This is a genomic window from Tenacibaculum sp. 190524A02b (assembly GCF_964036645.1).
Lineage (GTDB): Bacteria > Bacteroidota > Bacteroidia > Flavobacteriales > Flavobacteriaceae > Polaribacter > Polaribacter vairaonense.
In genome coordinates this window covers 2,721,920-2,743,492 of the sequence record NZ_OZ038525.1, presented here as the reverse complement: position 1 = coordinate 2,743,492, position 21,573 = coordinate 2,721,920, and the positions used below count along the sequence as shown (strand labels likewise).

Below are 21,573 nucleotides of genomic sequence, written 5' to 3'. Positions count from 1 at the left end.
AATGAAAAGAAGAAGTTTTGTAAAAAAGGCAGTGTATGGTGGTGTAGGTTTAGGTGTTTTAAGTGGTTGGTATACTTGGCAAGTGGAGCCTTTTTGGTTAGAGTTTGTAACTAAAAAAATGCCTATTAAAAATTTACCTCAGGCGTTGGAGGGGAAAACCTTAATGCAAATAAGTGATGTGCATGTTGGTAATAGATTTGATTACCAGTACATAATTGATAGTTTTAAAAAAGCGCAAGAGCTTAAACCTGATTTTGTAGTGTATACAGGTGACTATGTGAGTTATGAAACAGAAGAACAATTAAAACAGTTAAAAGAAGTTTTAAAGTATACGGTAAAAGGTGAACTAGGAACACTAGGTGTATTAGGGAATCATGATTATGGTAAAAATTGGGCAGAACATCATGTAGCGAATGCAATTACTGATATGTTAGAGTCTTCTGGAGTGTCTATGTTAAGGAATACTCAGAAAGAAATAGAAGGTTTAAATTTTATTGGTTTTGATGATTATTGGGGTGTGAATTTTAATCCTGTAAAAGCAATGCAAGATTATAGTGCTTCAAAAGCTACTATTGCTTTGTGCCATAACCCAGATGTTTGTGATTTAAATGTTTGGGGGAGTTTTAAAAGCTGGATTCTTTCAGGGCATACACATGGAGGGCAATGTAAGCCTCCTTTTTTACCACCACCTATGTTACCGGTTAAAAATAAAAAATACAGTGCTGGCGAGATAGATTTACTAGATGGACGAACATTATATATTAATAGAGCTTTAGGGCATTTATGGCAAGTTAGATTTAATGTGCGCCCTGAAATTACCGTTTTTGAATTGACTACTGCCTAATGCATTGGTTTAAAATAAGTACATTTACACAAATAGTACCTAATAATGAATTTAGACTTTATTGATTTTTCTTTTTTGGATATTCTTGATATAATCTTGGTAGCGGTACTACTATATTATATTTATAAGCTTTTAAAAGGTACTGTGGCTATAAATATTGTTATAGGGATTGCTTTAATTTTTGTTATTTGGAAAATAACTCAAGCATTACGTATGGAAATGTTGAGTGGTATTTTGGGGTATTTATTATCAGGAGGTGTTATTGCGTTAATTATTGTCTTTCAGCAAGAAATACGTAAGTTTTTATTAATGATTGGTACAACCAACTTTTCTGCTAAAAGGAGTTTTTTACATCAGCTTAAATTTTTACAAACTGAAATTACTTCTGAGGTTGATACAGAAACAATATTGAAATCTTGTGTTGTTTTGTCTAAGACTAAAACAGGTGCTCTAATTGTTATTGAAAGAACTAATAAATTAGATTTTTTAGTAAATACGGGTGATGCTATGAATGCTGTGGTTAATGAAGCTATTTTAGGTAGTATTTTTTATAAGAATAGTCCTTTGCATGATGGGGCTACTATTATAAGGGATAATTATATTGTTGCTACTAGGGTAATTTTACCTATTTCAGAGAATACACAAATACCCTCGCGTTTTGGATTGCGCCATAGGGCTGCTATTGGTGTTACGGAGAAAACAGATGCTGTTTGTTTGTTAGTGTCTGAAGAAACAGGAGAGATTTCTTATATTAAGGATGGTGAGTTTGTGTTGTATGGGTCTATAGAAGAGTTAGGTAAAAAATTACAAAGTGATGTAGTGATAACTTAACATGATATTGGAATATAATACCAATTAAATAATAAAATATCGCATATAAATTCTTTCTTTTTAGCTTGTTTGTCGTTTAAAAAAGACAAGCATAATTAAGACTATGCTTGATTTTTCAGCCTAAAACAATTCTAAAAATAATTCAATTAATTTATACGGTATTCTAAAATTCAATTGGTATAAAACATAAAAAAACCTTCAAATAACTTGAAGGCTTTTTTGTTTAACTTAGAATTAAGTTAATTTATTATTTAGCTGGAGCCATTTTAGCTTGAATAGCGCTTATTACACTATTAAACTTTTTAACACCATCAGCATCTAAAGTCTTTACTAATTCAGCACCTTTAGTAGCTAATTCAACCCCTTTTTTAGCTAATTGAGTATTTTTAACTACATCACCTTTAGCAGCTATATAGTCTTTAGCATAAGTAGCGTAGTCTTTTAAGTGTTGCTCAACTTTTTCGTTGTCAAAGTTAGGGATAGTTACGCCCTCTAAAGCAGATTGTACTGCTTCTTTAGCCTTATCTACAGCTTCAGTAGTTGTTTCTACAGCTTTAGTAGCAGCTTCTTTGGTAGCATCAGCAGCTTTGTCTACAGCTTCAGTAGTTGTTTCAACAGCTTTGTCAGCTTCTTCTTTAGCTTTTTTACAAGAAGTTGCAATTAAAGAACCAGCAACTAATGCTGATAAGATTACTTTTTTCATCGTTCTATGATTTTAAGTTTAATGATTGATTGAGAAACAAATGTACTATTTTGATTTGTCTATTCAAATTTATTCTACGTTTTCATTACTAAACTGTTTTTCGTATAAATTACGATAAAAACCAGTTTCATTTTGTAATAAATCATGGTGATTTCCTTGTTCGGCAATCTTACCTTTATCCATTACAATAATTTTGTCAGCCTTTTTAATAGTGGCTAACCTGTGAGCAATTATAATTGACGTTCTATTTTTAGTTATTTGATCGGTTGCATATTGAATCATTTGTTCTGCATGTGAATCTACTGATGAGGTAGCTTCGTCTAAAATTAAAATAGAAGGCTTACTTACGTATGCTCTTAAAAATGCAATTAATTGCCTTTGACCAGAAGAAAGCATACTACCTCTTTCTTTAACATTGTACTGGTAATTATTGGGTAAACTCATAATAAAATCATGGATTCCAATTTGCTTGGCAGCTTCTTGCACTTCTGTTAACGTAATAGATGGGGTGTTTAGTGTAATGTTATTAAAAATACTATCAGAAAATAAAAATACGTCTTGTAAAACTACGGCTACTTTGTTGCGTAATGATGAAATATCGTATTGTTGTACAGGTGTGTTATCTACAGTTATTTCTCCACTATCTATTTCATAAAACCTACTTATTAAATTGATAATGGTTGATTTTCCTGCTCCTGTGGCTCCTACAATAGCTATTGTTTGGCCTTTATCAACATTAAAACTAATGCCTTTTAAAACTTCTTCATTTTTAATATAACTAAACCTAACATTTTTAAAAGTAATAGCTCCTTCTAAATTTTTAGCTTGTAATGTTCCAGTTTTATCAATAGAGCTTTCAGTATCAATAATAGCAAAAACACGCTCACCAGAAACAATACCCATTTGTAATTGATTAAACTTATCGGCTATTTGGCGTAGCGGTCTAAAAAGCATTTGTGCCATTCTTATAAAACCAACAATTGCTCCTAGAGTTACTGCTTCATTTTCTACAGCTTGTAAACCACCAAACCAAACAATAAGTCCAATGGCAATTGATGATAAAATTTCAGCAATAGGAAAGAAGATGGAGTAGTACCATACAGTTTTAATATGGGCTTTTTTATGTTTGTTATTAATGTCAACAAAGTTTTTATATTCTATAACTTCTCTATTAAAAAGCTGAACTATTTTCATTCCCGTAACACGTTCTTGTACAAAACCATTCAAATTAGCAACCTGATTTCTTACGTCTTGAAAGGTAGCTTTTATGGCAATTTGAAAAAGTTTGGTAGCATAAATTAATATGGGAAGCATTGCTAGTGCTATTAAAGCTAGTTTCCAATTAATAGTAAACATCACTATTGCTACTACCAGCATTTTTAAAATATCACTAACAATCATAAATACACCTTGTGTGAAAAAGTTAGCTATAGTTTCAATATCAGACACTACTCTGGTAACAAGTTTACCTACAGAAGTAGTATCAAAATAGCCCATTTTAAATTGCATAATTTTATTAAAGGTAGTAGTTCTAATATCTTTTATAATATGTTGCCCCACCCAATTGGCAAAATATATAAAAGAAAACTGAAGCAATACTTGTAGTAATAATAAAACAAATAAAATTATGGTATAATTTATTAGTTGACTAAGGTTTTTAGTATCTGTAAAATCATTAATAGCATACATTAAAATATAGGGGTCTGCTGCGGAAGCAACTGCTAAGAAAATGGTTGAAAATACGGCAATACCAAATTTTAAACGATAGCGTTTTGCAAAACTCATAAGCCTTGCAAAAATTTTAATGTCAAATGCGTTTCCTGATTTTGTACTCACTATATATAGGGGTATGATACGTTTGTTAAAAATAATCCTTTTGCTGGAACTGAAACACCAGCTTTACTTCTGTTTTTACTTTCAATTATTTCTCTAAAGTTTGCAACAGATTTTTTGCCTAAGCCAACATCTAGTAAAGTGCCTACTATAGCTCTTACCATGTTTCTTAAAAATCGATCGGCAGATATATAAAACGTTAAATTACTGTTGTTAAGTATCCATTTAGCTTCGGTAACTTTACAAATAAATGTATTGACATCAGTTTTTACTTTTGAAAAACACTCAAAATCATTATACTCATATAATATTTGCGCAGCTTCATTCATAGCATTAATATTAATGTCTTTGTAAAGTAATTGCCAAGTGGTATCTAATAAAAAAGGGTTTCTACCTAGCCATATTTTATATTCGTAGCTTCTACTATTAGCATCAAATCTAGCGTGGGCATCATTATTTACTAAAAGTGTTTGATGAATAACAATGTCATTTGGTAATATAGCGTTTAGCTTATACGTGAAATTCTCATCTAAAACTTTATCAATGTCAAAATGTGCAAACATTTGAGAAGCATGAACACCGGCATCAGTTCTTCCAGCACCAACTATATTAATGTCCGTTCTTAAAATAGTGCTTAAAGCATTGTTTATTTTTTCTTGTATGGAAATTGCATCTGGTTGTATTTGCCAGCCATGATAGTTTTTACCGTTATATGATAGCTCTATAAAATACCTCAAAAAAATGGTGTTTTTAAGTAGCTAAATTATGGAATTTATATGGTATCAATTATAAAATGTTCTGTTAATTTTTTAGTGGTAACACAATACGTAAAAGTGATTGTGTCTTTTATGATTTTGTATTAATGAGTTTCATGATAAGTTAAGTAGTTATATAAAACGGTTTGGTAAAAGGTTGATTGTTTTGTGTTTAACAAATGATTGTACGGAGTTGTTTTTAATGTTTTTTGCAGAAAGTTAATTTTGTTAACTTATGTTAATGGTTGTGAGTGTTTTAGAGGATATCTTTGTAGTGTATTTAAATTAGTTACATAATTCCCTTAATTATTAAGTTTTTCCCCTAAAATAAACTCCTTGTGTATTACTTGAGAGTTTATTTTTTTTAGAAAGAATTAATGGATAAAAAGCTTTTCTGTTTTTATAAGTCTTAAATGAATACTTTTCTTGATTTTTTATAGAGAATTACTTTTATTAACCTATGTTAATGGTTATGAGTGTTATGTGCTTTATTTTTGTAGTGTATTTATAACTTATGATAAGTACGATCCCTCAATATTAAGTTTTTCCCCTAAAATAAACTCCTTGTATATTACCTGAGAGTTTATTTTTTTTTTTAGAACTAATTCAATCCTTTTTTAGTTTTCAATAGTTTTATGTATCACATCTAACATAAATATACTTAATTAAACTGCCTCTTTTTGTTTGATATTTTAAAATAAAAGAAACTCTAGTCTAACTACGCTTTAATTTTCTTTTATCTATCTTAAAAATAGATTGTTTTTCTTGTGAGTACATTTAAATTAAAAATGATGTTAAAGACTCATAAAAGTCTATAAATTCTGTTTGTGTAATATTAAATTAACATATGTTAATTGTTATGTTAATTTAATATTATATATTTGAACTGTTATCATAATTATTGATAATCCCCTTGTTAATTTTTTTCCCTTAAAATAAACTCCTTGTATATTACCTGAGAGTTTATTTTTTTTTTATTCCTGTTTTTTTATTGTGTTGTAAATGTGTTTTTTAACGTATGTTAATGGATGGGTTTATGGTATGGTATATCTTTGTAATGTATTAATACAATATCCCCCCATTTAAGTTTCCCCTAAAATAAACTCACATTTTTGCGAGTTTATTTTTTTTGTACCCATATCCTATATACCTTGCCCTTTGTATGAAAAAAATACTATTACTTTCAGATACGCATAGTTATATAGATGCTCAGATATTAAAATTTGTTAAGTTGGCTGATGAAGTATGGCATGCTGGAGATATTGGCGATTTAAAAGTGACTGATACTTTAAAAAAATATAAACCTTTACGAGCAGTTTATGGAAATATTGATGATAAAGATGCAAGGGCAGAGTTTCCTTTAGATGCAAAATTTACAGTAGAGGGGGTGTCTGTATGGATTACACATATTGGAGGGTATCCTAATAAATACAACCAAAGAGTAAGAGAAGATTTAAAAAAAGAACGACCAAAACTTTTTATTTGTGGGCATTCACATATTTTAAAGGTTCAGTTTGATGAAAAATTACAAATATTACATTTAAATCCAGGTGCAGCAGGTAATCATGGTTTTCATAAAGTACGCACCATGCTACGTTTTGAGTTAGACAAAGGAGCTGTTAAAAATATGGAGGTTATTGAATTAGCTAAACGAGGTTAACTTCTTTTTTTTTTATAGTTGGTACGGACATGGTAATTTTTGTTCCTCTGTTTTCTGCTGATTCAATAATAATATTCCCATTCATCATTTGAATTCTAGCTTCAATTTGGTTAAGGCCAAGTCCAGATTTTACTTTACTATTTCGGTAATTAAAACCAACACCATCATCTTCAATTAAAACAGATAAAAAATCACCAGTATCTTCTAAAACAATATATGCATTGGCAGCTTTACTGTGTTTTATGATGTTATTGATAAGCTCATGAATAACATTGTACATTTTAATTTCAAAATCTTGATCATATCTAGGGATATTACTCATGTCTGGATGAAAAGTAAGTTCTGAATTAGAGTACTTTTGAGTGATGTCTTGAAGAGAATACTCTAAACCAAATTTTAATAAAATAGAAGAAACTAAGTTGTGTGATAAATCTCTAACCTTTTGAGAAGCTTCTAAAATTATTTTTTGTGTTTTATCTAGTTCAATAGGAGTATTGCCGTTGAATTGTCTTTTTGTAGCTAATAAATGCATGTTGGCGGAAGATAGTAAAGCACTAACGCTATCATGTAAGGTTTCTGCTATTTGTTTTCTTTCTGTTTCTTTACCATCAATAGCAGCATTTAAAATCATTTTTTGAGAATCTGATTTTATTTGGGCTATTTTTTGTTGTTCTACTAATTTATTTTGTTCAATTTTTAAGTGTAAGTTTCTTTGGCGTAGGGTGTAGTTATAAATAACAACTCCTGATATAGTTAAAATAAGTAAGGAAAGCGCTCCTAATAAATAATTAGTAGTTCTTTTTTGGTGTTTCTCTAATTCTATTTGGTTTTTTACCAAATCTACTTTTTGTTTTTCTAAGTTTTCTTTGTGTTTGGCCTCAATTTTTTTAACCACTTCTTTAATGTCTTTTTCTTTTAAAAGGTCTTCTAATTCATATGATTTTTCAAGGTTGTCATAAGCTTCAACTTCTTCAAGTTTTCTCATTGCCCAAGCTAAATTATAGTATAAGATGGATTTAAATTCCGTAGCTTTATGGTTTTCTATTTTATCAATAGCTGATATTGCATCACTGTATAGTGATTTAGCTTTTTTTAGATCACCTTTAGCTAAAAAAACATTAGCAAGGTTATTTAAAGAGCTAGCGATTCTTTCCTTGTCATTCCTTTTTTGGTGAATTTTTATTGCTTTTTGAGCAAAGAAACTAGCTTTGTCGTATATAGAGTCTAAGAAGTAGAGAGTTGAAATATTTGAATATGAAATAGCTTTGTATTTTTCAATTTCGTCATTAATAGATGTTAAGCTATCTATTTTTTTAGCAAAAAAGAGTGCGCTATCCTTGTTTTTTAATAAAAGATGTTTTGTTAATTTTTTATTTTTTACCTTTTTGGGTGGTTTGTTTTTTATATCTCTATATTTTTTTAAATAATTACCGCTAATTTTCAAATAAATCTGACAAATAGAATTGTCTATTTTTTTTATTGGACTATCAAAATCATCGATATTATCATCTTCTTTTAATTTTTTTAGATAAAAAAGAGATTTTTTGTAAAAATATAAAGCTTTATCTACTTCATGAGTTTTATGATATATATCACCAATAAGTTTGAGGGCTAAATACGAATGTTTTTTATCATCTTTACTTTTACTTAAGACTATTAGAGCTTCTTCAAGAGCTTTAGAGTAGAGCTCTTTTTTGAATTTTGTTAAAGCATTTTTGTATTTTATAGCTGTAGAATCTTGATCTATTTGTACTAAAATAGCCTTATTATTTAAGGCTATTTTATAGTTTTTTTTCTTGAAGAAAAAGCTTTTGTTTACAGTTAATATTGTTATTAGACAAACAAAAAAAAGTTTCATATAGATTTTTAAATACTAGATAATTCTATTATAACTCTAGGTTTTCTGGGTATTTCACCTGCTTCGCCATAGTTTCTATTCTGAATATTATTAGTGTTTGATGTTTTGTGATTAACGAAGTCAATTTTTAATATATCATCATTTGGTTTGCTTAAAATACGCTCAAATTTGGTTATTTTACTTTTTCCCTTAGATAAATGAACCTCGTAAGTTTCAACATTTTCATTATAAACAAATTCAGCAATTACATTTTCATCTACTTCGAAGTTTAAACTAAAGGTATTGTCCTTGTTTTTAGTAACGCTATAATTATTTAAATATTCAGTTACACCTTTAGCAAAGGTAATATTTTCATCTTCAATTGCAATAGAAGTTTGTTTGCCATTGTTTTCTTCTAAAAAGCCTACTTTTAAAAGGTTATTCTCAAGTTTGAAATTGTTGGTATAGTTTGGTATTGACTTTTGGTTGGTTTTAGATAAAATAATTTCGTTAGATAAGTCAGCGTTTTTATAAGATTCAACCGCTGTATTTTCTGAAACGTTAAAGTCTATTGAATATCTCCCTTGAGAATCCCTTTTTAAAGTATAAGTTTGTAATTGATTTTCTTGGCTTTCTTGAATTATATTGGTGTCATTGTCATTAGATGAACAAGATGTCATAAATAAAAAACTTGCAACTGCTATAAATAATGGGGTAATTTTTTTCATGATTTTTGAATGTGTTATTTATTAATATTTAAGGTTTATGGGCTTGTTTAAAAAAGGCGACGTACTTAGGATAGACAGATGGAGATACGGGGGACGTTCTCATTGTTAGGGGATAAAGAAAACAAAATGAAGGGGTTTTTCTATGCTATGTTATAAATAACAGTGTACATCGCCAAATATATTGTTATGGTTAGTAGTTTATTAGCGATGTACTTAGTTAGGATTATAGGTTTTGGGGGTTTTTTTCTTTAGGGGGTTAAAGAAAAAAGATAGAATGAAAGGATTATACTATGTTGTTCCTAACGGCATACATCGCTAAACCTACTACATTTTTTACTTTCAACTTTTTATATAGGCTTCTACGATATGTTTCTACCGTTTTTATGCTAATTCTTAAATTTTGTGCTATTTCAGATGAACTCTTTTCTTGGGCTATTAATCTCAGTACTTCAATTTCTCTTTCTGTCAAATCTTTATGAGATTGTTCCCTCTTAATCTCATTTTTTGATCCCGTAACATATAAATTGAATAGTTTACTTTTAATATCTTCATTAAAATATTGCAAACCATTGTTTACAGCTCTTATTGCATCTACAATATGGTCATACGCACAGCTTTTTTCTAAAAAACCGTTAGCACCTAAAGCAATCATTTCTGAAACTATTTTTGGATCGCTTAAACTTGATAGAATTATAGTTTTCATTTCAATTTCTCTTTGGTGAAATGCTTTTAAAACCTCTATTCCATCCATGTCAGGCATATTAATGTCTAATATTAAAATGTCTGCGGTGTTAGACGTTGACCAGTTGACTACTTCTCTTCCTGTAAGAGAATATCCCTCAACTTCGATGTCATCTTCAATATTTATTAAAGCCATCACTCCTTCTACTAGGATTTTGTGATCGTCGGCTATATGAACTTTAATCTTCTTGTAACTCATTTGTTGTTTACGTTTACAAATTTAAAAGACAACTACAGTTCTCACAATACTCAGAATCCCTATACGTTTTGTCAGGGTTTTTACTTAAGTAATCAGGGTAAACCCTTAGTTGTTCTTTAACATTTTGAGGTTAAGTTTTTGTTTTTAAGGTTTTTATAGTATATTTTACTATAGTAAAGATATGTATATTTTAAAAAATAAACTATGAAAGTTATGCCTAATTCTTCTTGAAAATTTTTAAAATAAGTATTGTGTATTCATTTTTAATCCTCTTTAGTTTTGATTGTGTGTTATTTATCAAAGTTTAATTAAGGTATGTATATTATGCAAAGTATTTGATAATTAATTAGTTGTAGTTGTGGTTTAAATAGTATAGTTTAATTAGTGTAAAAAGTAGCTTTTTTATAACTATATACTTTTACTATTTCATTCTAATAAATAAAATAGTAAACAAGTAAAAGTGTAGCACATATATGTAATGTATACTAAATTATTTTACTAGCTAAATAATGAAAGTTATACAATTAATTAAAATAGATTATAGTATTCTTTGTGTTGTATCAATACTAAATAGTACCTATTATATTATATGGTATAAAAAAACCGAGAAAATTTCTCGGTTTTGTCGCACTAAATATACTAAGATGTTAGGTTTATCGTAATCTATCAACAGATTTTACAAGATCTTCATCCCTTTTAATGGCCTTATTTGCTAAAACTACAAGCAAAATAATAACAATTGGTAGGAACATCCCAATACCTTTCTCAGAAACGGCTGTTTCTCCAGATAACGTTAGTGATAGATAGATCAACAATCCTAATAAAAAAAGATTTGTCAAAATAATAATTCTGCCTAATACAAATTGTAGTTGTCTTTTTTTGAATAAAAAGATAGTTGCAATGGATATTATGGCTGATATAAAAAATAATATAGGAACTATTTTAGGTGCCAAAGAACTAGCACTTAATAAATCTATACTATATATAGAAGCGTTGTTTTTAACTTGTTGCCATAAACTAACAAAAAAGGTTAGCCCACCAGCAATGAGAGCTGCTAATAAAAGATATATAGATTGTATTCTTTGTATCATTTTCAATAATTGGATGGCAAAAATAATGTTTCTTTTTTTTAAAAAGAAATATTAGAAGTTAAATAATTTGTATATATTTGCGATGTAAGTAATCTAAGTGGTTACTTGTTATATACTTCAATATAGCTAAGAGTCAAAAAAACAAACAATAATTTTTTAAATTCTTTACACTTAACAAAAGAAGGATTTTAACCTAATACTTTAATGAATGTTCGAAATTTCGGAATTAAAAGCTAAAAAGCTTACTGATTTACAATCAATAGCCAAAACTATTGGGTTGACTAAAATTAGTCAGTTGAAAAAGTTAGATTTAGTTTACAAAATTTTAGATGCTCAGGCAGAGGCTTCTAATGGTGAAGCAGTTGTCAAAAAAAAGGAGACTACTACCAAAGCTAAAGTTAGCAAAGCTAAGCCTGTTGCTAGTGATAAAAAACCAGTAGCTAAGAATACAACCGAATCAACTAAAAAAGAAGAGGAAGCTCCGAAAGAAAAGCCTAAAAGAAGAAGGATTGCAAAGACTGCTGTTGCTTCAAACGAGACTAAAGAAGAGAATGTTTCTAAAAAAGGAAATGATGCTGTAGCAAAAAAGAGTCAGGAAGCAGCTAAAGTTGTGGCTACGCCAAAAACTGATGATGCTAAAAGAGGCGGGCAAAATGATAATAACAATCATAGACACCAAAACAATAAGCATAGAAATCACCAGAATAAAGGTAATAAGCAGCATCATAATCACAATAAAGGAAATCAAAACCATAATAAAGGAAACCAGAATCATAACGGGAATAAGAGTGGTAATAAATACCGTGATCCTGATTTTGAGTTTGATGGAATTATAGAAAGTGAAGGTGTATTAGAAATGATGCCAGATGGTTATGGTTTTTTACGTTCTTCTGATTATAATTATTTGTCATCACCTGATGATATTTATGTTTCTCAATCTCAAATTAAATTATTTGGATTGAAAACTGGAGATACTGTAAGAGGTAATGTACGTCCGCCAAAAGAAGGAGAGAAGTACTTTCCTTTAATTAGAGTTTCAAAAATAAACGGATTAAATCCTAATATTGTAAGAGATAGAGTTTCTTTTGAGCATTTGACACCACTTTTTGCTAATGAGAAGTTTAATTTAGCACAAAAAGGAAGTTCACTTTCTACTAGAATTATAGATTTATTTTCTCCAATAGGTAAGGGACAACGTGGTATGATTGTAGCACAGCCCAAAACAGGTAAAACTATGTTGTTAAAAGATGTGGCAAATGCTATTGCTGCAAATCATCCAGAGGTTTATCAGTTGGTATTACTTATTGATGAACGTCCTGAAGAGGTTACAGATATGCAACGTAGCGTTAGAGGTGAAGTAGTAGCTTCTACCTTTGATGAGCCGGCAGACAAACATGTTAGAGTAGCTAATATTGTGTTAGAAAAAGCAAAGCGTTTAGTTGAGTGTGGGCATGATGTAGTTATTTTATTAGATTCTATAACACGTTTAGCAAGAGCTTATAATACTGTAGCGCCAGCATCTGGTAAAATTTTATCAGGAGGTATTGATGCTAATGCATTGCATAAACCAAAAAGGTTTTTTGGGGCTGCACGTAATATAGAAAATGGAGGTTCTTTAACTATTATTGCTACAGCACTTACTGAAACAGGTTCTAAAATGGATGAAGTTATCTTTGAAGAATTCAAGGGAACTGGTAATATGGAGCTTCAGTTAGAGCGTAATATAGCTAATAGAAGAATTTACCCAGCTATTGATTTAATTAAATCAAGTACGCGTAGAGATGATTTATTATTAGATGAGAAAACTGTACAGCGTATGTGGGTGTTGCGTAAATATTTAGCAGATATGAACCCAATTGAGGCTATGGAATTTATACAACAAAGGATTAAAACGTCAATCAATAATGATGAGTTTTTAATTTCAATGAATGGTTAGAAATTAGTATAGTTTTAGAGATATAAAAAAATCCTGCTTTTGCAGGATTTTTTATTGCGGGTATATAACGTGATTTAATGGAATGTCATATTTATTTAAATCGGATATCTTACCTATAGGTTTAAAAAAATTGATACCTAAAGTTTTTACATTTTTTTTGCATTCTGATAAAAAGCGATCGTAAAATCCTTTACCGTAACCAACTCTATAATTGTTTTTGTCTGAAATTAATAAAGGAACAAAAACCATATCTATATTAGTTACAGCTATTTCTGTAGCATTAATTGGCTCAGGGATACCGTATTCATTTTCTTTTAATTGTGTTTTTTTATCTAAAATATAATGAGTTAGGGTGTTGTTGCTAAAATCACTTTTACTAATAATAACCGTTTTTCCTTTTTGTTGAAGGAAATTAATAATGGGATACGTGTTGATTTCTTTTTGACGTACAATAGGTAAAAACAAATGAATATTTTGAATACCTGTTAAATTTAAATCTTGTATTTGGTGATATATGTTTTCCTCAAGTTGTTTAATTTCTTCAGAGACAAGGTTTGTGCGTTTTTGTTTGTATAGCTTTCGTAATTCTTTTTTAGTCATAGTTTATAAGCTTTTTAATTCTTCTTTTAATTTTCTGGTAAGTCCTTTTACAACTAAATCATAAGAATGATCAATTAACTCAAAAGCAAAATTATCTGAAACATCTTCATTAAGAGTAACTGTATTCCAGTGTTTTTTGTTCATGTGGAAACCTGGATTGATACTTTCGTATTCGCTTCTTAACTCTTCAGCCCAATCAGGTTTGCATTTTAAATTTATTTTGGTTTCTCCTTGTTCCCATCTATCTAAACCAACCAAAGCAAACATTTTTCCCATGACTTTAAAAACTAAAGTAACTTCATCAAAAGGAAAATGTTCAGTTACTCCTTTTTTAGAAATGCAATATTGGTGTAGTTGTTCTATATTCATTGATTAGGTTTTAAAGTGTTAACTAATAAAAATAACATAGTTATAATCCCAAAAATAAGTAAAAAGTACTTGATTAAATTGATAGTAATAAAAAAGGCAAAGCCATCTGATATATTGGTAGTATCAAGTTTTTGTTGCCAATTATGAATGGTTTTGGATTGTTGTAAGCTGTAGTAACCAATTAAAGAAGTAACTGCTAATGTTGCTACTTTTAACTTTTTTAAAGAGGGGGTTTTAGTTTTCAATTAGAGTAGATGTATGACTGGGTAACTCTAAAGAAGAATAATCTAATTTCCAACCAATAGTTTCTACTAAGCTATTCATTAATAAAATAGCATCTAAAGCTTCTTTGTTGGCAGTTTGCATTAAATTGCTTTCAGGAATTTTAAGCATCACATGTTCTTTAGCTTCTTTGTTAACTTTGGTTAAATCTTCAGAGCTAAATTTGTTTAAAAAACCATTTTGAATATCGTAAAATCTAATATTAGGTTCTATAGAGAATACTTCTGGTTGAGGAAAATTTGATAGAATTATTGTTCTTTTTTTAGTGTCTGCTTTTAGTTTAATTTTTCTAAAGTCAAAGCCAATAAGTACTTTGGCGTTTATTAAAATAATAGCTTTCTTTTTGCTGGTATATAATCCAAGAAATTTTTCTTTAGAGTTTTCATGGTGGTATATTTCTGCAAATTCTCCTTCCACTGTAATTAGTTTAGAAACTTTTGTTATTTTATCTAACAATACTACAGATTGTTTTTCTGTAAGACTTTTTTTGCTTGTAGCTGTAAATTTTTGAAAAATAAAATAAGATATAACGGCTCCTCCAGCTAAACCTAAAAATAATAATTCCATAAGCACGAATTTACGTAAATACAATGTGTGTTTAAAATAAAAGACACAGATATTTATGTATTGTCACATTCATTTACGATTAGAAATACTATCAGTTTTTCATTGATAGGTTATTTAATAAATAGGTTATCAGGTTTAATAGAATTATGAGAAATAAGGAAATTAAGGGGGGTATGGGGAGGCGTTTATATTTTATAACTAACTAATTCTAATGGTTTCTTGAATAGGTAATGGTAAGCAGTGGTGTATTTGTTTTTTGTGCAAATAAGCTAACTGCTGTATTGTTTTCTTTGTTTACTAGAAACGTAATTAAGTTAGCCGATTGTGTTGTTTCTTCGCTAAATTTTATAGGTTTACTTTTTAAGTTTTCACTTAAAGTTGTGTACTCGTTTGATAAATCTTGTATAGTATTAAACTCAATTACTAATACAAGCTCTAAAAAACTATAAGTATTGTTAACTTCATCAAAATTAACTCTTAATTCACCTTTTTTAAGTGTTTTAATTATAGGGTGTTTTAATAAATTGACAGTGTAGGAATGATGTGGATTACCTATCATTTCACTAGAATGGTGCGAAAACTCAAAATTTAGATCTTGTAATATCTCATTGGGTTTTGCGCATAAATTTGCGTTAAAAAATAATTCACTAATAAGTGTTTTCATTTTCTTTGGGGGTTAAGTATAAAGCAAGCTATTACTAGTTTTTTAGTAGAGGGGTAAAACAATTAAAAAACAAATTTGCTTTTTAATTTGAGGGGGTATAAGAAGCTTAACTTTAAATGTTCATTTTGTATTCTGTTCACAAACATAAAAATAAATTTTGAGTAAATAGTATTAAGTTTGATAATTTAGTACGTATGTGAGTGTTAGTGTGTTGTTTATGAGTTTATTATTTGGTTTTGAGTAGTTAAAAAAAGACTTACCATATGGTGGTAAGTCTTAATAAATAGACAAAGTGAGAAAGAAAAATTATTTTATGACCTTATTTAAATCATAAAAATAAAAGTCTTTATTATCATTCATTGCTACAAAAAGTCCATTAGGGAATTTACTGCCTAAAGGAATTGTAGTTACTTCACAACCGTCAGTTTCTGTAGTTGATAAGTTAACGGATTTTATAAATTTATTTGTTTGCCTGTCAAAAATGTTAAACTCTCCTTTTTGTTGATTAGAAACAATAAGGTAACCGTTTGAAGTGTCTGTTTTGGCAATAGCAATTCCCTCAATATCTGCCATAAACTTATCAGAACCAAAACAAGAAATTTCTTTGTTTCCAGCTTTAGGTTCAGCATAGTATTTACGAATACAGTGTTGTTCATCGGAATAATACACAAAGCCTAATTCATTATCAACAGCAATGGCTTCAATTTCTTTTTTACCGCTAAAGGCTCCAAACTTTCTAACTAAATTGGAAATGGTAGTTTTACCATTAAAAGTTAATTCATATTGATATAGATAGTTTTCTTTAGGACCAGTTTTTCTACTAACAATTGCATAAAGTTTTGACGAAATTGGAGATTTGTATAAAGCAACTCCCATAGGAAGATTATGTTCAGGCTCAGTAGTATCTGTAAAAACTTTAAAACCTCCATTGTCAAGTGGTTTCATATCGGGTACTGAAAATAATCTAATTTGTTGTTGTTCACGCTCTGTAAAAACAATAACGTCTGTTTTTGTACTGTCATTTAACTGAAAGCCATATGCTAAATCAATATTGTTAGGTCTTTTTATGTTTTTTATAGTTTTTTCAGGTATAATTTTACCGTTTAAGTTAAAAGCATAAATAGCACCGTTGGTTTCTTTGTCAGTTCCAAACACGATACTTTCTTCTGCATTATTTGGGTTAACCCAAATAGCAGGATCATCACTATCATTAACCGTTTTTTCTGTGATTACATCCGGTTTTATAGCTGGTAGTTTACTTGTTTGTTTGCATGCAGTTATTGCTATTACTATTGTTAGTATTGTTAATTTATATAATTTCATTCGTAGTCTTTTTAACTTTGATAATTGTGATGGAAATAACTATTTCTTATTTTTTAAACAAATCGTACTTTAACCCAAGGCTTAGGCGTCTACCATAGTATTCGGCTTGCATAGTCCTGTTTTGTTCACCTTGATAGTAACGCAACGCTTGGTTAGTAAGATTGGTAAAGTCAAGATACACTCGTAAATTTTTAGTGATAGCATATCCTGCGTTGAAGTCTAAGAAAAACTGTTGGTCATAGTATCTGTCATTAAACTCATTTTTACCAATTTCATCAATATAAGCGTCTGAGAAGTTAGCTGATATTCTAGCAGAAAATCTTCCGTCATCATAACCTAAAGAACTGTTGAACATGTTTGGAGCTGTATTAGGTAAGCTCATATTAACTCTTTCATCACCATCTTCATTGTTAATGCCTTTAGCTTCTGAAGTTAAGTAGGTGTAGTTAAGGTAAATATTAAAGTTTTTAGCAAAACCTGGTAAGAAATTTAGCTTACGTTGGAAAGAAAACTCGGCACCTAATACATAAGCATCTTCACCATTTTCTGGTCGTTTTACTTCAAATCCTTTAGTATTTGCTCCTAAACTATTGTCAGTAGTTTCACTAATGTATGTATAGGTGAAATCTTTAATGTTTTTGTAAAAAGCCCCTGCTGAAATAATACCAATATTAGAAAAATAATGCTCACCAATAATGTCAAAGTTCATAGATTTAGCAGGATTCAGGTCTGGGTTTCCTGTTTCTATTTCTTCATCTTCCCTTAAAATATTTTTGTAAGGAACTAAGTCAACATAATTAGGACGAGCAATAGTATTGGTGTAAGCAAAACGAATTAGTGTTTTTGGAGTAAAATTATACTTTATATGTAGGCCAGGTAAAATGTTAGTGTAGTTATTACTATTAGTAATGGTAGAAAAACTATCATAGTCACCATCCTCATCGTAGTTTACAACATTTCCTATACCAGTGGTTTGTGTGTTTTCAATTCTAACTCCAGCTAACACAGTAAGTTTCTCAGTAAACTGCTGCTCTGTCATCAAGTATCCAGCATATACATCTTCTTTTACATTAAAAAATTCTCCTAAATATTCATCAGGAACTGGTTCACCATTTACTTTGTTTAAAGTTAAATTACCCAACCATTCTTCAGAGGCAAAAACTCCAGCCTTGTATTGATTTCCAGCTAAAAAAATATTGTTTGTTAAATCTCTAGTAGTAACATAAGCAAGTGAACCGTAGGTGTCTTCTAAATCAAATTTATAAAAGTTATTTTTTCTTCTTTTTTCTTTAAAACGAGATCTGAATCCAAATTTTATAAATCCATCTTCACTATTAAATAACTTAGCAGGAAGTTGAAAGTTTGTGAAAAGATTGTAATCTACTTCATCTGTAAACTTTTTCTCTTCAGTAACTTCGTCTAGCTTAAAGTTACCTAAGTTATTTAAAGAAGTATTTATTGGTGTGAATAAAGGGAACTCAGCATTATTATTGTAGTTAATACTAAATAAATCATCAGCATCGTATTCAAAAACAGCATATCTTTCATTTAAACGTTCTTCAGATGCTTTTGCAAAAGAAGCCATCCAGTCTGCTTTTATAGTACCAAATAAATGGTCACCACCTAAAGTGTAGTTTTGCATTCGTTGGTCTTCTAAACGACGATTTTTATTTCTACCGTTATTAATTCCTCCTTTAGTTTCTCTTTTAACTTCTACAGGAAAACGGGTAGGCGTATTGTTGGTAATTGTAAAATCAGAAGTGTTAATATCATCTCCGTCTAATACTTCATATTTTGATCTAAAACGATTTTCTCTATCATCTCTCCAGTTGTACATAGATTTGAAGAAAAAAGTGTTGTTGTTGTCTAGTTTATAGTCAAAATTTGCTGAGAAGCTTCTTCTAATACGTTGCACAAGGTAGTCGCGTTGTTGAAACTCTTTAGCGTAAGGATTTACATCTATTTTCTCAGTATCAGTTCCGTTATTAAATTCGAACTCATTATCCCATTCAGCTTCTATGTTGTGAGAACCAAAATCAGTATCGTTAATAGAACCAGCTACCATCCAGCCAAATTTTTCATTTTTGCTTCTATCACCAATTAATAAGGAACCATTAATGATTCTTTTGTTAGTGATAAAGTTAATACCAGATCCAGCTGTAGCAGAAATTCTAAAGTTCTGTGGCGCAGTACGTGTAACTAGGTTTACAGATCCGCCTAAAGCATCTCCATCCATATCTGGAGTAACAGCTTTGTTAACCTCAATAGTTTGGATCATATCAGAAGGAATTAAATCCATTTGAATGTTTCTGTTGTCACCTTCAGCTGATGGAATTCTACTACCGTTTAAAGTAACAGAATTTAACTGAGGAGATAAGCCCCTAACAATAACATTTCTAGCTTCTCCTTGGTCTACCTGCATGGTAATACCAGGAACCCGTTTAATAGCATCTCCAATATTAGCATCAGGAAATTTGCCAATTTGATCTGTAGAAATTACGTTGGTAATATTGGTGTTAGATTTTTGTTTGTTTAAGGCTTTGGTTTCACCCCCTATTGAAGTAGCAATGGTAACTTCATCTAAAAGATTTACATTTGGTTGCATTACTACTTTTAAAAAAGAGGTTTGTCCTTCGTTAATAGTTATAGTATTAGTAGTTGTTTGATATCCTATAAAAGTAATTTTTATTTTGTGTTCTCCAGTAGGAATATTAACAATAGTAAACTGCCCGTCAAAATCAGAAACAGCTCCTTTTTTTTCTGATTCAATACTAATGTTTGCTCCTGGAAGATACAAGCCACTTTCATCAGTAATAATTCCTCTAACTCCCCCTGATTGAGCTAAAGATTTGCTGTAAAACAGTAGTGAAAAAACCGTTACAACAAGAAGTTTTAAAAATTTTAAATGTGTCATTAATTAAGGTTTTGTTTTCATAGCAAAGCTAGGTAGTAACTGAGGTTGATTGCTTTTTACAAGGGCAACAAAGAGTTTTTTTTAAGGCAACAACAAGGCAACATTAAAGATTAATTTACTTTGTAGTAACTATATGGAAAAGGTTAGATGGTTAGCATGAAATTAACCAATTCTTGTTTGGGCTCTATGGGGAGTTTTTTACGTAATCTATATCTAGCTACTCGAACACTATCAGGAGTTACTCTTAAAATAGAAGCTATTTCTTTTGAAGATAGGTTTAAACGTAAAAGCATACTTAGTTTTAACTCTGTTGGAGATAGTTTTTCAGTAGATATTTCTAGTAATTTTTTATTGAAATCAGGGTGTATGTCTTGAAATAAATTATCAAAACCTTCCCATTCATTATCTTGTTTTATAGTGAAATCAATTTCTTTAGCAATTTCTTTAATTTTCTTTTGATAATTTGAAGGTTCTCTTTCTGAAAGATTTTTAAGATTTTTGGAAATATGATAGAGTATTTTGTTTTTTTGTGATAAATGTAAACTGTATTTAGAAAGTGTTGCTGTTTTTGTTTCTATATCTTTTTTCATAACAGATTCTTGTGCTAATTTTTTTTCTAATTCAGCTTGTAATGTACGCTCTTTATATATTTGTAATTTTTGTTTTTCTTTTCTTTTTTTACTGAAAAAGTAGCCGGCAATACTTATATAGGATATAATACCTATTAATGCAACAATCAATAGTTTTTGATTGGATAGATTCGTTTTATTTTTTTCTTTTAATAATTGGATTTCGGCTTCTTTTTTTTCAGAACTGTAATTGGCTTCTAAAAAGTTTAATTGTTTAGTGTTTTGGTTTTTAAGAGTGATTTCTTTATAGTTTTCAGATTTTACTCTGTATTCATAAGCTTTTTTGTATTGTCCTAATATAAAATAAGCTTTGGATAAGTCTTTATAGGCACTTTCTAAAAGATTGGTGTTTTTTAGTTTTTCAGCTATAATCAATGATTTTTGAGTAAATGAAATGGATTCTTTTACATTACCTTTTTTTCTGTAAACATCACCAATATTATTTAACACATCGCTTTCTTCAAAAGTATTCGTGTTTTTAAATAAATGATATGCTCCTAAGAAATACTGATAAGCTTTATTATACTGTGTTAAATCTTCATATATACTTCCAATGTTAATATTAGTTTGAGCAATTCCTAATTTATTTTTTAACTGAGTGAATTTGTTTAAACTGAGTTTTTGAAATTTAATAGCCTCTAAGTATTCTCCTTTTTTTTCTTTAATATTTCCTAATAAAGAATAGGCTTTGGCTTTTCCTTTAGTATAGCTTATTTGACTAGAAGTGTTTAAAGCTTCTGTGGCATATTTTTTTGCCAAAGGAAAGTTTTTTAAAGATAGGTATAGTATACCGATGGCATTTTTAGTTTTAATAGTTAAAGTGTCTTCTTGTGAGGTTAAAAGTGCTTTGTTGTAACTTTCAATAGCTTTTGCATGAAAATAGTTCTTAGCATATGAGTTTCCTAAGTTATAATAATGTAAAGTGCTTTTGAAGTTATTTTTTTGATTTAGAGTAGTATTGGTTAAAGATGAGAGGTCTTGTTTTTGAAATGTTAAAAGATTAACTATAACTACTATAATATACTTTATCATAACTACAAAAAAAAGATATTAATGTGTTTTTTTTA

19 protein-coding genes are annotated in these 21,573 nt (G+C 29.4%); 4 read left to right on the top strand and 15 right to left on the bottom strand.

Annotated features, from left to right (window positions below):
* The first annotated feature begins 1 nt into the window (after position 1).
* Together ABNT65_RS11190 and cdaA are read left to right on the top strand one after the other, a co-directional pair.
* Complete coding sequence (locus ABNT65_RS11190) at positions 2–844, top strand: metallophosphoesterase (RefSeq protein WP_348745864.1); 843 nt, start codon at positions 2–4, stop codon at positions 842–844.
* A 45-nt stretch (positions 845–889) separates the two neighbouring features.
* Positions 890–1,675: a diadenylate cyclase CdaA gene (cdaA, locus tag ABNT65_RS11185; RefSeq protein WP_348706897.1), complete on the top strand. Its 786-nt coding sequence runs from the start codon at positions 890–892 to the stop codon at positions 1,673–1,675.
* 247 nt (positions 1,676–1,922) lie between these two features.
* Here cdaA and ABNT65_RS11180 read toward each other — a convergent pair whose 3' ends face one another.
* The 3 genes from ABNT65_RS11180 to truA all read right to left on the bottom strand — a co-directional run bounded on the left by ABNT65_RS11180 (position 1,923) and on the right by truA (position 4,948).
* Complete coding sequence (locus tag ABNT65_RS11180) at positions 1,923–2,378, bottom strand: hypothetical protein (RefSeq protein ID WP_348706896.1); 456 nt, start codon at positions 2,376–2,378, stop codon at positions 1,923–1,925.
* A gap of 69 nt (positions 2,379–2,447) precedes the next feature.
* Positions 2,448–4,163, bottom strand: a complete 1,716-nt coding sequence (locus ABNT65_RS11175; RefSeq protein WP_348745863.1) for an ABC transporter ATP-binding protein — start codon at positions 4,161–4,163, stop codon at positions 2,448–2,450.
* Between the two features lie 50 nt (positions 4,164–4,213).
* Positions 4,214–4,948, bottom strand: coding sequence for a tRNA pseudouridine(38-40) synthase TruA (gene truA, locus ABNT65_RS11170; RefSeq protein WP_348706894.1), 735 nt, complete (start codon positions 4,946–4,948; stop codon positions 4,214–4,216).
* Positions 4,949–6,128: 1,180 nt separating this feature from the next.
* Here truA and ABNT65_RS11165 point away from each other — a divergent pair.
* On the top strand, positions 6,129–6,626 hold the full coding sequence (locus tag ABNT65_RS11165; protein ID WP_348745862.1) for a metallophosphoesterase family protein: 498 nt from the start codon (positions 6,129–6,131) through the stop codon (positions 6,624–6,626).
* Here the strand turns inward: ABNT65_RS11165 and ABNT65_RS11160 are convergent.
* From ABNT65_RS11160 to ABNT65_RS11145, 4 genes are all read right to left on the bottom strand, one after another.
* Positions 6,613–8,484: an ATP-binding protein gene (locus ABNT65_RS11160; protein WP_348745861.1), complete on the bottom strand. Its 1,872-nt coding sequence runs from the start codon at positions 8,482–8,484 to the stop codon at positions 6,613–6,615. The genes ABNT65_RS11165 and ABNT65_RS11160 overlap by 14 nt on opposite strands.
* An 8-nt stretch (positions 8,485–8,492) precedes the next feature.
* Positions 8,493–9,191, bottom strand: coding sequence for a hypothetical protein (locus ABNT65_RS11155; RefSeq protein WP_348745860.1), 699 nt, complete (start codon positions 9,189–9,191; stop codon positions 8,493–8,495).
* Between the two features lie 283 nt (positions 9,192–9,474).
* Positions 9,475–10,131 carry a response regulator transcription factor gene (locus ABNT65_RS11150; RefSeq protein ID WP_348706890.1) on the bottom strand — a complete coding sequence of 219 codons (657 nt, stop codon included), beginning with the start codon at positions 10,129–10,131 and terminating at the stop codon, positions 9,475–9,477.
* Positions 10,132–10,784: 653 nt separating this feature from the next.
* Positions 10,785–11,222 carry a DUF4293 family protein gene (locus tag ABNT65_RS11145; protein ID WP_348737774.1) on the bottom strand — a complete coding sequence of 146 codons (438 nt, stop codon included), beginning with the start codon at positions 11,220–11,222 and terminating at the stop codon, positions 10,785–10,787.
* Between the two features lie 208 nt (positions 11,223–11,430).
* On the opposite strand from ABNT65_RS11145, the gene rho reads away from it, so the two are divergent.
* Complete coding sequence (gene rho / locus ABNT65_RS11140) at positions 11,431–13,158, top strand: transcription termination factor Rho (protein WP_348706888.1); 1,728 nt, start codon at positions 11,431–11,433, stop codon at positions 13,156–13,158.
* Between the two features lie 51 nt (positions 13,159–13,209).
* Here the strand turns inward: rho and ABNT65_RS11135 are convergent, their stop codons facing one another.
* From ABNT65_RS11135 to ABNT65_RS11100, 8 genes are all read right to left on the bottom strand, one after another.
* Positions 13,210–13,758 (bottom strand): 5-formyltetrahydrofolate cyclo-ligase, encoded by a 549-nt coding sequence (locus ABNT65_RS11135; protein WP_348745859.1) that lies wholly within the window; start codon positions 13,756–13,758, stop codon positions 13,210–13,212.
* A 3-nt stretch (positions 13,759–13,761) separates the two neighbouring features.
* Entirely contained in the window at positions 13,762–14,127 is a 366-nt protein-coding gene (locus ABNT65_RS11130) for an MmcQ/YjbR family DNA-binding protein (protein ID WP_348706886.1), read from the bottom strand.
* Entirely contained in the window at positions 14,124–14,372 is a 249-nt protein-coding gene (locus tag ABNT65_RS11125; protein ID WP_348706885.1) for a hypothetical protein, read from the bottom strand. The genes ABNT65_RS11130 and ABNT65_RS11125 overlap by 4 nt, the downstream gene beginning before the upstream one ends.
* The gene (locus tag ABNT65_RS11120; protein ID WP_348706884.1) at positions 14,362–14,976 is read right to left on the bottom strand and encodes a DUF4230 domain-containing protein; all 615 of its coding nucleotides are present in this window, start codon (positions 14,974–14,976) and stop codon (positions 14,362–14,364) included. Before ABNT65_RS11120 ends, ABNT65_RS11125 begins: the two co-directional genes overlap by 11 nt.
* 208 nt (positions 14,977–15,184) lie before the next feature.
* Positions 15,185–15,640 (bottom strand): hypothetical protein, encoded by a 456-nt coding sequence (locus tag ABNT65_RS11115; RefSeq protein WP_348706883.1) that lies wholly within the window; start codon positions 15,638–15,640, stop codon positions 15,185–15,187.
* A 306-nt stretch (positions 15,641–15,946) separates the two neighbouring features.
* A complete protein-coding gene (locus ABNT65_RS11110; RefSeq protein WP_348737778.1) occupies positions 15,947–16,963 on the bottom strand; it encodes a phytase in 1,017 nt (338 codons plus the stop codon).
* Between the two features lie 46 nt (positions 16,964–17,009).
* Positions 17,010–19,877 carry a TonB-dependent receptor gene (locus tag ABNT65_RS11105; RefSeq protein ID WP_348745858.1) on the bottom strand — a complete coding sequence of 956 codons (2,868 nt, stop codon included), beginning with the start codon at positions 19,875–19,877 and terminating at the stop codon, positions 17,010–17,012.
* A 143-nt stretch (positions 19,878–20,020) separates the two neighbouring features.
* A complete protein-coding gene (locus ABNT65_RS11100) occupies positions 20,021–21,538 on the bottom strand; it encodes a tetratricopeptide repeat protein (protein WP_348745857.1) in 1,518 nt (505 codons plus the stop codon).
* Positions 21,539–21,573: the final 35 nt, after the last annotated feature.

Excerpts from the sequence above, each read along its gene's own strand:
- rho (WP_348706888.1), top strand. The coding sequence starts at position 11,431 with ATGTTCGAAATTTCGGAATTAAAAGCTAAAAAGCTTACTGATTTACAA.
- ABNT65_RS11155 (WP_348745860.1), bottom strand. The coding sequence starts at position 9,191 with ATGAAAAAAATTACCCCATTATTTATAGCAGTTGCAAGTTTTTTATTT.
- ABNT65_RS11135 (WP_348745859.1), bottom strand. The coding sequence starts at position 13,758 with ATGACTAAAAAAGAATTACGAAAGCTATACAAACAAAAACGCACAAAC.
- ABNT65_RS11105 (WP_348745858.1), bottom strand. The coding sequence starts at position 19,877 with ATGACACATTTAAAATTTTTAAAACTTCTTGTTGTAACGGTTTTTTCA.
- ABNT65_RS11175 (WP_348745863.1), bottom strand. The coding sequence starts at position 4,163 with ATGAGTTTTGCAAAACGCTATCGTTTAAAATTTGGTATTGCCGTATTT.
- ABNT65_RS11150 (WP_348706890.1), bottom strand. The coding sequence starts at position 10,131 with ATGAGTTACAAGAAGATTAAAGTTCATATAGCCGACGATCACAAAATC.
- ABNT65_RS11100 (WP_348745857.1), bottom strand. The coding sequence starts at position 21,538 with ATGATAAAGTATATTATAGTAGTTATAGTTAATCTTTTAACATTTCAA.
- ABNT65_RS11160 (WP_348745861.1), bottom strand. The coding sequence starts at position 8,484 with ATGAAACTTTTTTTTGTTTGTCTAATAACAATATTAACTGTAAACAAA.
- ABNT65_RS11145 (WP_348737774.1), bottom strand. The coding sequence starts at position 11,222 with ATGATACAAAGAATACAATCTATATATCTTTTATTAGCAGCTCTCATT.
- ABNT65_RS11110 (WP_348737778.1), bottom strand. The coding sequence starts at position 16,963 with ATGAAATTATATAAATTAACAATACTAACAATAGTAATAGCAATAACT.
- cdaA (WP_348706897.1), top strand. The coding sequence starts at position 890 with ATGAATTTAGACTTTATTGATTTTTCTTTTTTGGATATTCTTGATATA.
- ABNT65_RS11130 (WP_348706886.1), bottom strand. The coding sequence starts at position 14,127 with ATGAATATAGAACAACTACACCAATATTGCATTTCTAAAAAAGGAGTA.
- ABNT65_RS11120 (WP_348706884.1), bottom strand. The coding sequence starts at position 14,976 with ATGGAATTATTATTTTTAGGTTTAGCTGGAGGAGCCGTTATATCTTAT.
- ABNT65_RS11165 (WP_348745862.1), top strand. The coding sequence starts at position 6,129 with ATGAAAAAAATACTATTACTTTCAGATACGCATAGTTATATAGATGCT.
- ABNT65_RS11180 (WP_348706896.1), bottom strand. The coding sequence starts at position 2,378 with ATGAAAAAAGTAATCTTATCAGCATTAGTTGCTGGTTCTTTAATTGCA.
- ABNT65_RS11115 (WP_348706883.1), bottom strand. The coding sequence starts at position 15,640 with ATGAAAACACTTATTAGTGAATTATTTTTTAACGCAAATTTATGCGCA.
- ABNT65_RS11190 (WP_348745864.1), top strand. The coding sequence starts at position 2 with ATGAAAAGAAGAAGTTTTGTAAAAAAGGCAGTGTATGGTGGTGTAGGT.